At 52.2% G+C, this 9,219-nt stretch carries 8 protein-coding genes; 6 read left to right on the plus strand and 2 right to left on the minus strand.

Annotated elements, in window-relative coordinates; genetic code table 11:
• The first annotated feature begins 11 nt into the window (after window positions 1-11).
• The 3 genes from ACFSDB_RS12070 to ACFSDB_RS12080 all read left to right on the plus strand — a co-directional run bounded on the left by ACFSDB_RS12070 (window position 12) and on the right by ACFSDB_RS12080 (window position 4,637).
• Complete coding sequence (locus ACFSDB_RS12070; RefSeq protein ID WP_204893490.1) at window positions 12-947, plus strand: DMT family transporter; 936 nt, start codon at window positions 12-14, stop codon at window positions 945-947.
• A 146-nt stretch (window positions 948-1,093) separates the two neighbouring features.
• On the plus strand, window positions 1,094-2,821 hold the full coding sequence (locus ACFSDB_RS12075; RefSeq protein ID WP_204893489.1) for an ABC transporter ATP-binding protein: 1,728 nt from the start codon (window positions 1,094-1,096) through the stop codon (window positions 2,819-2,821).
• Window positions 2,814-4,637 carry an ABC transporter ATP-binding protein gene (locus ACFSDB_RS12080; protein ID WP_204893488.1) on the plus strand — a complete coding sequence of 608 codons (1,824 nt, stop codon included), beginning with the start codon at window positions 2,814-2,816 and terminating at the stop codon, window positions 4,635-4,637. Before ACFSDB_RS12075 ends, ACFSDB_RS12080 begins: the two co-directional genes overlap by 8 nt.
• 45 nt (window positions 4,638-4,682) lie before the next feature.
• On the opposite strand, the gene ACFSDB_RS12085 is transcribed toward ACFSDB_RS12080, so the two are convergent.
• Window positions 4,683-5,732, minus strand: coding sequence for an acyltransferase family protein (locus ACFSDB_RS12085; RefSeq protein ID WP_204893487.1), 1,050 nt, complete (start codon window positions 5,730-5,732; stop codon window positions 4,683-4,685).
• A gap of 144 nt (window positions 5,733-5,876) precedes the next feature.
• Here ACFSDB_RS12085 and ACFSDB_RS12090 point away from each other — a divergent pair, with 144 nt between their 5' ends.
• Complete coding sequence (locus ACFSDB_RS12090) at window positions 5,877-6,734, plus strand: GNAT family N-acetyltransferase (protein ID WP_204893486.1); 858 nt, start codon at window positions 5,877-5,879, stop codon at window positions 6,732-6,734.
• A 65-nt stretch (window positions 6,735-6,799) separates the two neighbouring features.
• Here ACFSDB_RS12090 and ACFSDB_RS12095 read toward each other — a convergent pair whose 3' ends face one another.
• A complete protein-coding gene (locus ACFSDB_RS12095; RefSeq protein WP_204893485.1) occupies window positions 6,800-7,309 on the minus strand; it encodes a YusW family protein in 510 nt (169 codons plus the stop codon).
• A 144-nt stretch (window positions 7,310-7,453) separates the two neighbouring features.
• Here ACFSDB_RS12095 and kynA point away from each other — a divergent pair, with 144 nt between their 5' ends.
• Both kynA and ACFSDB_RS12105 read left to right on the plus strand, forming a co-directional pair.
• Complete coding sequence (gene kynA, locus ACFSDB_RS12100; RefSeq protein WP_204893484.1) at window positions 7,454-8,308, plus strand: tryptophan 2,3-dioxygenase; 855 nt, start codon at window positions 7,454-7,456, stop codon at window positions 8,306-8,308.
• An 11-nt stretch (window positions 8,309-8,319) separates the two neighbouring features.
• Complete coding sequence (locus tag ACFSDB_RS12105; protein WP_204893483.1) at window positions 8,320-9,033, plus strand: glycerophosphodiester phosphodiesterase; 714 nt, start codon at window positions 8,320-8,322, stop codon at window positions 9,031-9,033.
• Window positions 9,034-9,219: the final 186 nt, after the last annotated feature.

The raw sequence follows: 9,219 nt of genomic DNA on the forward strand, positions 1-9,219 counted from the left end.
GGAGGGTCTGGATGAACCGTTTTAAAGGAATTGCCATGATTTTGATTGGAGCGATGCTCTGGGGCGCAACGGGACCGATGATGGAGCGGCTGATGGAGGATTACGGACTCACCGCTTCTTTCATCTCAACGCTGCGGCTGATTTTGGCAGGTACGCTGCTGCTCGGTTTCCTGAAGCTGAAAGGCGTAAGGATCAACTCGATTTTCAAAGGGAAAACATGGATCCCGCAGCTCCTGCTCTTCTCGGTATTCGGCATGCTGGGCGTTCAGCTCACCTTTGTATCGGCGATTGAAGCAAGTGATGCGGTAGTGGCCACATTGCTGCAGTTTTTGGGGCCGGTCTACATCATTCTATTTGTATCATTGCGGCAGAAGAAAATGCCGCCGGCTTATCAGGTGATCGGAATGGCCGGGACATTGGTCGGACTCTTCCTGCTGTTGACGAATGGAAAGCCGGACGAATTGACGATCAGTGGGGAAGCGCTGTTCTGGGGGATCCTGGTCGGGTTGACCTTTTCTTTTTATACGCTGTTTCCTGCCCGGCTCATGCAGGAATGGGGCGTGCTGCTTGTGGTCGGCTGGTCGATGCTCATCGGCGGACTGTCCTTGGGGCTTGCCAAGCCGGTCTTCCTGTCCAAAGAATGGGGGAAACTGGCTGATCCGAGTGCACTCGGTTTGTTTTTAGCGATTGTCATCGGAGGCACTGTAGCATTCATCCTCTTCCTGAGCAGCATGCGTTTTATCACGCCGGTAGAAACCAGCGTCTTATCGGCGGTGGAACCGTTGACGGCGATGGTCATCTCCGCGCTCTGGTTCCAGCAATTGCTTGCCCCTGTACAGCTCACCGGAACATTTATCATGCTGATCTTTGTGACATGGCTGTCGCTGGCAGGCAATCTGAAACCGAAAAAACAGCAATCTTTGCAGAAAAATGGCGGCGCTTCGTAAAAGCGCCGCTTTTTCCATGTCTCTATTTTTTTCAGCGGCTGGCGGTTTTCAGATTTTTGAGGATAATTGCTGTCTGTCGTCAGAGAATTGTGGCATAATAGTCAACATAAAAGTTCGTGTATCGAAATGTTTAGGAGGCTTTGCGATTGAAAACAGTATTTTCCTACGCCAAATCATATAAATTATTTATCGCCATTGCCTTGTTCCTCATGCTGCTTGAATTGACGGTGGAGCTTCTGCAGCCCCTTGTCATCGCAAAAATCATCGACGATGGCATTATCGCAGGTGACCGGGGGCAGATCGTCGAATACGGCTTTCTGCTGTTGGGGCTGTCCGCTATCGCCTTTCTATCAGGCATCACCAACTCTTATTTCGCTTCGCACGTTTCCCAAAGCTTTTCATTCGATCTTCGAAAAGCTGTATACGGCCGCATCCAGTCTTTTTCATTGGCGACGTTCAATAAATTCCCGGCTTCCGGTTTGATCACCCGGCTGACAAGCGATGTCACCATGGTGCAGACGGTGCTGTTCATGGGCCTTCGTATCATGCTGCGCGCACCGCTCCTGGTCATCGGAAGCATCGCCATGGCGTTTGTCGTCAATGCCGAGCTTGCGGTCTACCTGGTCATCGTCTTTCCGGTCCTGTTGATTTTCCTTTATGTCATGGTGAAACAAGGAGTGAAGTATTTCAGCTTCGTGCAGCAGCGGCTTGACCGCCTGAACCGCATGGTGCAGGAGAATCTCCAAGCGGTACGCCTGATCAAGGCCTACTTGAGAGGGAAATATGAAGCGACCCGGTTCTCGGAAGTGGCCGGCTCGCTGAAAACCGATACGGTCAAAGCTTTCCGCATCATGGAAATCATTTTGCCGGTCCTGCTGTTCGGGATGAACTTGTCGCTATTGGCAGTCCTGTGGTTCGGGGCAGGGCAAATCCGCCAAGGCGGCGCTGAAATCGGCGAATTGGTGGCGATTGTCAATTATGCCATGCGCATGACCGGTGCTTTCTCCATGTTTTCATTCATCATCATGGCGTTTGCACGGGCAAAAGCTTCGTCTGAGCGCATTGAAGAGGTGCTGCTTGCAACAGATGTCCGGGAAAAAGGGGAGAGCGGCGAGACGAACGTGCTTACGCGCGGAGAAGTGGTTTTCAAAAACGTTTCCTTCACCTATCCGGGCACAGACCGTGAAGTGCTCCACAACATTTCGTTCCGGCTCGAGCCGAATGAAAAATTGGCGATCATGGGCGCGACCGGTTCCGGCAAATCGTCGCTTCTGCAGCTCATCCCCCGGTTCTACGATGCTACTGAAGGGAACGTCCAAATTCACGGCAGGGATGTGAAGGACTGGTCGCTGCGTTCGCTCCGGAAGACGATCGGTATCGTGCCGCAGCAATCAATGCTTTTTACCGGCACCATTTCGAACAACCTTTCATGGGGCAAGGAGGGGGCGGAACAGCCTGAACTGGCCGGCGCCGCTGCCAAAGCGCAGATCCATGAAACCGTCGAACGGTTCCCAAAAGGCTATGAAACGCGCGTCGGGCAAAAAGGGGTCAATTTGTCCGGCGGCCAGAAACAGCGTCTGTCGATTGCCCGTGCCCTTGTCAGAAAACCTTCAGTGCTCATTCTTGATGACAGCACGAGTGCCCTGGACGTCAAGACGGAGGCGGCGCTTTGGGAAGAATTAGAAAGGGAACACGCAACGATGCTGATGGTGACGCAGAAAATCCGGACAGCGATGAAAGCGGATCGCATTCTCCTATTGGAAGACGGCCGCATCTCCGCATACGGTACGCATCAGGAATTGCTGCAAACGTCAGTTCTTTACCGGCAGATTGCCGAATCCCAGCAGGAACAGGAGGTGGACGAATATGTTTGAAGCCATCCGCAGGCCGTTCGGCTATGAACCGGTCATCGCCAAAGAGCAGCTGAAAAAGGAGCCGGATAAAAAGACGGAGCGCGCCAACAATTGGCAGTCCACGCTTCTGCGCATCTGGAAACTGGTTGATGAACACCGCTTCTTGCTGGTGACGGTGCTGTCGCTCGTGTTCATCAGTTCAGCGCTTGCGCTGCTCGGTCCGTATTTAATCGGCTACATCATTGACGAATTCATCGTGCCGCAGAGTTTCAGCGGAATGGGAGCCATCGTGCTATGGCTGATTTTAGTCTATGTCGGGCATTCCGTATCGCTTTATCTCCAGAACTACTGGATGGTCGGCATCGCCCAGCAAGTGGTCTATCGCATGCGGACCGGCTTGTTTGAACATCTTCAGCGCCTGCCGGTGTCGTTTTTCGACAAACGCCAGCACGGCGAATTGATGAGCCGCATGACCAATGATATCGAAAACGTCTCCACCACATTGAACAGTTCATTTATCCAAGTGTTCTCCAGCATCTTGACACTGACGGGCACCGTCGTTGTCATGCTGTGGCTGAGCCCGTTGCTCACCGTCTTGACGCTGGTCATCATTCCGCTCATGTACATTTCCATGCAATGGATTACGAAGCGGACAAGCCGGCTCTACAAGGAACAGCAGGCAGCGATCGGCGACTTGAACGGCTTTATTGAAGAAACGATTTCTGGCCAGAAGATCGTCAAGGCTTTTTCCCAAGAACCGCGCGTCATGGACGAATTCCTTTTGAAAAGCGAGCGGCTCCGCCGTACAGGCTTTTGGGCCTGGACGTACTCCGGCTTTATCCCGAAAGTGATGAACTTCCTGAACAACGCGAGCTTCGCGATTGTCGCAGGCGTCGGCGGGGTCCTTGCGCTGAACGGTTCGATATCGATCGGGGTCATTGTCATTTTCACCGAGTACGCCCGCCAGTTCACGCGCCCGCTGAATGACCTCGCTAACCAGTTCAACACGGTCCTTTCTGCGATTGCTGGTGCCGAGCGAGTTTTTGCCATCATGGGGGAGCCGGAAGAACAAGACGATGCAGCCGCGAATGCAGACAAGAAACTTCAAGGGCTGGTCGAGTTCGATAACGTCTCGTTTAAATATGAAGGCGCTGAAGAAGACTGGACCATCCGCAATGTCAGCTTCACCGTGGGCATCGGCCAGACGGCGGCGCTTGTCGGTGCAACCGGCGCCGGCAAGACCACCATCATGCAATTGTTGGCCCGTTTCTACGATGCTGCCGAAGGGCAGATCCGGCTCGACGGCACGCCGATCGAAGCGATGTCGCGTGAAACCCTGCGCAGCCAGATTGCTTTCGTGCTGCAGGATCCATTTCTCTTCGAAGCGACAGTCCGGGAAAACATCCGCTACGGACTGCTTGATGCCACCGATGAAGAAGTGGTGGAAGCCGCTCGGAAAGCAAATGCCCATGACTTTATCGTGAAACTGCCGAACGGCTACGACACAGTGCTGAAAGGCGACGGCTCCATGATCAGCCAAGGGCAGAAGCAATTGCTGTCGATTGCCCGGGCGCTGATTGCGGATCCTGCCATCTTGCTTCTCGATGAAGCGACCAGCAGCATTGACACGGTGACCGAGCTGAAAATCCAGGAAGCGCTGGAGCGGCTGATGAAAGGCCGGACCAGTTTCGTCATTGCCCACCGATTGAACACCGTAAGGCAAGCGGATCTGGTGCTCGTCATGGAAATGGGCGAGCTCGTCGAATTCGGCAAGCAGGAAGCCTTGATCAAAAGCGGCGGCAAGTACGCAAAAATGCTCTCAGAAGCGAAATTGTGAAAATAAAAAGCTGGCCCGATTTTCATCGGGCCAGCTTTTTTTGGGTTAATTCGTCTGCATCGGTCGTCTCGGCTTGAAGCGGCCGATCAGGATTTCGCCGAGCGGAATTGTTTTTGGGATCAGGATCGACAACAGGATCGGTGCGAAAAGCCCGATGAACAAGTACGTCAACAAATTGTACGGCAGGAAATCCCGGACCAGGAAGCCGAAGAAGATGTGCAGGTACATGATGGAAATCGAATGCTTTTCGATTTTTTCGATCCAAGGCAGCCGCTGGATGGCCGTCAGTTTCTGGAACAGCCCGACCACGACGATGGTCATCGCCAGCGGAATCACCAGATCCAGGACGAAATGTTCGTAGCGTAGGAATTTTAAGCTTAAGTGATAGTCGATCAGCCCGGCGCTATCCGCTTTCATAGCGGCGAGGACAGCCACGGCCGAGATGAAAATGGCCATTTTCGGGATGTTCATCCAGAACGCTTTCAAGTAATAGCCGATGGCGAAATAGACAACGGCAATCAGCACGACATCGAGGTTCCAGATCATCGGAATCTGAGCGGAAGCGGCATCCGGTTCAGCTGCCAGGCTCATGGCAAACGACCCTTCGATCTGGGCCAGCGTGTAGCAGCCGGCCAATACGGCGAATTGGATCCACCGCTTCAAGCGGGTGATCCATAGAAACAGCAGGAACGTTGCAAACATGACGGTGACGAACCAGAAGACGCCGTGTTCGCCGCGCAGAAAACGTCCGCCGACGGTCAGCTCAATGAGATCCTGCCGCAGGAAAGCGGCGGTGAAAGTGCCATCGCCAATCATCATGCCGTATTTGAAAAACGTCAGCAGCAGCAGGAAAAACAAGTACGGCACCATCAGCTGCATAAAGCGCTTATGGATAGCGGGCTTCAGTTTGGCATTTTCCAAAATCGGCTTGAAGAACAGGCCGCTCAATAAAAAGAATGCCGGCATATGGAACCAATAAATATATTTGATAAGGGGGAAATCAAATGCCATCGGACCGGCATAATGCCCGATGACCACGAGGATCATTAAAAATCCTTTTGTTGCATCCACCCATGTTAAGCGTTCTTTAGCCACAGCGTTGACCTCCGGAAAAAATAGTATCGACTTAGTATAGCCCAGAAGGAGCCGCTGTAAACCGTTGATACACAACCGTAAAAGTTCGTTTATTTCTGTAATCTTATGATACGATAAATTCAACAAAGGAAAGGATGGTGGAAAATGGACATATCATTGTCAATAGAGTCATTTCCGCTTGCTGCTTCAACCGTCACCGACATGAAGGCATTGCTGGGTTTATTTCAAACAGATTACAGCTCAGTGCTTCATGAACCGCTGTGGGATCGGCCGGATTCCCGGGGATTTGCCGTCATGGCATACACGGCGGAAGACCGGTTGATCGGTTTCGCCGTTTCTGCTGATATGGTCGGCCTGCATCAATACGAATGGTCAGTGCTTGTGCATCCCGATTTCCGCCGCTTGTCGATCGGCAGCGCGCTTGCGGACGGCATTCGGCATGGGCATAGCCAGCGCCAGGCAGAAGGGGACTTGGCTGCATTCATTGAAAACCCAGAAGCGGAGGCCTTCCTGGAAAATCTGGGCTATGAATCGGCATTTTCAGAAATTCTCCTCGGCGTCGAACCCCTGGAGCATTTTGAACTTCCGAACGGCGTCGAGATCGCCCCTTATAGCGGCGAACGCGAAGCGTTGGAAAAGCTGCTAGTGTCGGCGTTTGATGAAGAAGTCTTGCCTGTCCTCTCCTATAACCTTGAAGCGGCAGGCAGGGATGTCTGGGTAATGAAAACAAACGGCGCCTTGGCCGCTACCGCGACCCTTCTTGAAGAAGGCAATGATCTGTGGATAACCGCTTTTGCGGTGAGCCCCCATCTGCAGGGCCAAGGATACGGCCAGGCATTCCTGCGCTGGAGCCGTCATCAAGCCCTCCTCCGGAATAAAAAGCAAGTGCTGCTGGATGTGGAAACGGATAACGGCGCATTGCGTGTCTATGAAAAAGCAGGATTCGAACCGGTCAGCAAAGTTGATTATTGGAAACATATTTCAAATGACGAAGAAGAATAACTTGTAGAAAGCTTAAAGCGGGAGCCGGGCTTTTTGGCATGAAAAAACCGCCCGCAGGCGGCTTGTCATTGGCCGGAAGTCTTGTATTCCTTTTCCGTACCGTCGGGGTAGCGGACTTCCGCTTCGATATACTCATATCCTTCTTCGAGGCCGAATGCTTCAACAATCTGGGTGATGGCTTCTTCGTCCGGCGTATCGGCAGTCAATTCCAGTTTCTGCAGGGATTGCTCCATCTGCTGCATGGCTTCATCGCCTGCCAGGTCGTCCTCCGTGAAGCGGTTTTTGTATTCGGCAGAAATATTGTCGCGGTCTTCCTCATATTCAATGGAAATGGCATCGTCGAGTTCAGGATAGCCAGCTTCGACGCTGAATTCCGTGAAGCCGAACGTCTCGCCGCCTATGCTGTCTTCATCGGTGCCGCCGCCAGGCGAAGCATCACCGGTTTTCGGTGCAGGTTCAGTCTGTGATTCATTGCCGACAGGTTCGTTCACTTCGTCGCTTTCGCCGCAGGCGCCGAGCACCAGTACGGAAGAAAAAATCAAAGCAGGCAACAGCCGCGAGTTCTTGTATGCCATACGAGTCATCCTTTCAGCAAAGCTTAGTTTGTACTTGTTTTCCCGAATTCCCGTCTTTTAATCGGGCGTTCCATCATCACTACGTTTGAAAGTCAGCCAGATAGATGAGTTCAGTAAAAGCCGAGCAGGAATGGAGCGATACAGATGAATAAATACACGAACGGCCAGAACATTGCAGCCGCAGGCGAAAAAAACATCCGCACCGATTTCAAGGAAAACATGACCTATGGGGATTATTTGCATCTGGATCAATTATTGACCGCACAGGACGGCATGAGCGGCCACCACGATGAAACTTTGTTTATCATCATCCACCAGGTATCCGAGCTTTGGATGAAGCTCATCCTTCATGAATTGGATTCGGCGATCCGCCACATCAACGCGGATGACCTGCAGCCGGCATTCAAGCAATTGGCGCGGGTCTCGAAAATCCAGTCGCAGATCATCCAGGGATGGGACGTGCTGGCGACGATGACGCCTGCCGAATACATGGAATTCCGGGAGGACCTCGGAAATGCGAGCGGCTTCCAATCTTACCAATACCGCATGATTGAGTTCGCTTTAGGGTATAAAACAAAACATGTATTGAAAATCTACGAGAAGGATCCGGTCTTGCATGAAGAGCTTCTAAAAGCGTTCCAAAAACCGGGCCTCTACGATGCCGCGATCCAAAAGCTTGCCAGAAGCGGATTTGCCATCAATCCCGAAGTGCTTGAACGCGATGTCACCACGGTTTATGAACCGGACGAGTCGGTGAGGGAAGCGTGGATCGCCGTTTACCGGGATGTGGAAACCCACTGGGAGCTTTACCAGTTGGCAGAGAAGCTCGTGGATGTCGAGGACTGGCTCCAGCAATGGCGGTTCCGCCATATGAAGACAGTGGAGCGCATCATCGGCTTCAAACAAGGGACTGGCGGCTCATCAGGCGTCAACTATTTGAAAAAAGTGCTCGACCAGTACTTTTTCCCGGAATTATGGTCGATACGGACAGAGATTTAGGAGGCCAACGGATGAAAATTTATGCACACAGAGGATGCTCCGGCACCCATCCTGAAAACACGCTTGCCGCTTTCAGTGCGGCAGCGGAATTGCCGGTTTACGGGGTGGAGTTGGATGTCCATTTGACGAAAGATGAAAGAGTGGTGGTCATCCACGACGAAAAAATCAATCGCACGACCAACGGCAAAGGCTACGTCAAAGACATGACTCTTGAAGAACTGCAAAGCTTTGATGCGGGAAGCTGGTTCTCGGAAGAGTGGGCGGGGGAAACCATCCCGACACTCGGCGAAGTCCTCGATATTTTCCAGGAGACGCCGCACCGTCTGAATATCGAAATCAAATCCGATGTCTTCCCGTACGACACCCTCGTCGATAAAGTGGCCAACTCGGCAGCCAAACGGGGGATGAGCGACCGGATCCTGATTTCTTCTTTCAATCATGAAGATGTGTTGAAAGCGGTCAGGGAAACTGAAATCGAATCCGCGATTCTGACTTCGCAGATCTATGTCGACGTCTATGATTACGCGCGCGTCATCGGCACGAACCGCATCCACGTATCGCTTCCGGCTGCGTTTCGCCGCATGACGACGGACGCACTGCGAAAAGGCGCAATCGTCTATGTCTATACGGTCAATAACGAGGAGTATGCCGAACAATTGCAAGGGATTGGCGTACACGGGATCTTCACCGATTTCCCGGAGCGCATGATCAATAAATTCCAATAAAAAGAGGCGCCCGCGGGGTGCTGCACCCTAAAAGTTAGAGTTAAAAATCTAACTTTTGGGGTGTTTTTTATGGTGAAATATAGTGAAGAATTCAAACTGAATTTGGTCAACGAGTATTTGGCTGGCCCGTTGGGCTATTCCTTGTTAGCCCGGAAATACGGAATGTCCAGCTCCGGGCAGATTGAA

It is taken from the genome of Planococcus chinensis, assembly GCF_042681545.1.
In the GTDB taxonomy this organism is placed as follows: domain Bacteria; phylum Bacillota; class Bacilli; order Bacillales_A; family Planococcaceae; genus Planococcus; species Planococcus chinensis.

Bases quoted from the DNA above. Each gene is read 5' to 3' on its own strand.
- ACFSDB_RS12090 (WP_204893486.1), top strand. From the start codon at position 5,877: ATGGACATATCATTGTCAATAGAGTCATTTCCGCTTGCTGCTTCAACC.
- ACFSDB_RS12080 (WP_204893488.1), top strand. From the start codon at position 2,814: ATGTTTGAAGCCATCCGCAGGCCGTTCGGCTATGAACCGGTCATCGCC.
- ACFSDB_RS12095 (WP_204893485.1), bottom strand. From the start codon at position 7,309: ATGGCATACAAGAACTCGCGGCTGTTGCCTGCTTTGATTTTTTCTTCC.
- ACFSDB_RS12070 (WP_204893490.1), top strand. From the start codon at position 12: ATGAACCGTTTTAAAGGAATTGCCATGATTTTGATTGGAGCGATGCTC.
- ACFSDB_RS12105 (WP_204893483.1), top strand. From the start codon at position 8,320: ATGAAAATTTATGCACACAGAGGATGCTCCGGCACCCATCCTGAAAAC.
- kynA (WP_204893484.1), top strand. From the start codon at position 7,454: ATGAATAAATACACGAACGGCCAGAACATTGCAGCCGCAGGCGAAAAA.